The organism is Paenibacillus rigui (assembly GCF_002234615.1).
Lineage (GTDB): Bacteria > Bacillota > Bacilli > Paenibacillales > NBRC-103111 > Paenibacillus_S > Paenibacillus_S rigui.
This window is the reverse complement of sequence record NZ_NMQW01000103.1, coordinates 1-588: the sequence shown is the minus strand read 5'-3', so window position 1 is coordinate 588 and position 588 is coordinate 1. Positions and strand designations below refer to the sequence as shown.

The following is a 588-nucleotide window of genomic DNA, read 5'->3' as shown; positions in this document are numbered from 1 at the left end:
CTGGAGCAACAGGCGATACTGGAGCGACGGGAAGCACTGGAGCAACAGGAGATACTGGAGCAACGGGAGGAACTGGAGCAACAGGGGATACTGGAGCAACAGGAAGCACTGGGGCGACGGGAGATACTGGAGCGACAGGAAGCACAGGAGCGACGGGAGGAACTGGAGCAGGGGATACTGGAGCAACGGGAGCAACAGGAAGCACAGGAGCGACGGGAGGAACTGGAGCAACAGGGGATACTGGAGCAACGGGAGCAACAGGAAGTACTGGAGCGACAGGAGACACTGGAGCAACGGGTGATACTGGAGCGACGGGAAGTACTGGAGCGACAGGAGATACTGGAGCGACAGGAGACACTGGAGCGACAGGAGATACTGGAGCAACAGGCGATACTGGAGCGACGGGAAGTACTGGAGCAACGGGAGCAACTGGAGCGACAGGTGATACTGGAGCGACAGGAAGCACTGGAGCAACAGGTGATACTGGAGCGACGGGAAGCACTGGAGCAACAGGAGATACTGGAGCAACGGGAGATACTGGAGCAACAGGAAGCACTGGAGCGACGGGAGATACTGGAGCAACAGGAA

Annotated in this window: 1 protein-coding gene; it reads left to right on the top strand. The window is 58.5% G+C overall.

What is annotated here, in order from left to right; genetic code table 11:
* Positions 1 to 588: hypothetical protein (locus CF651_RS31830; protein ID WP_179233091.1), on the top strand; the 588-nt coding region annotated here is incomplete at both ends.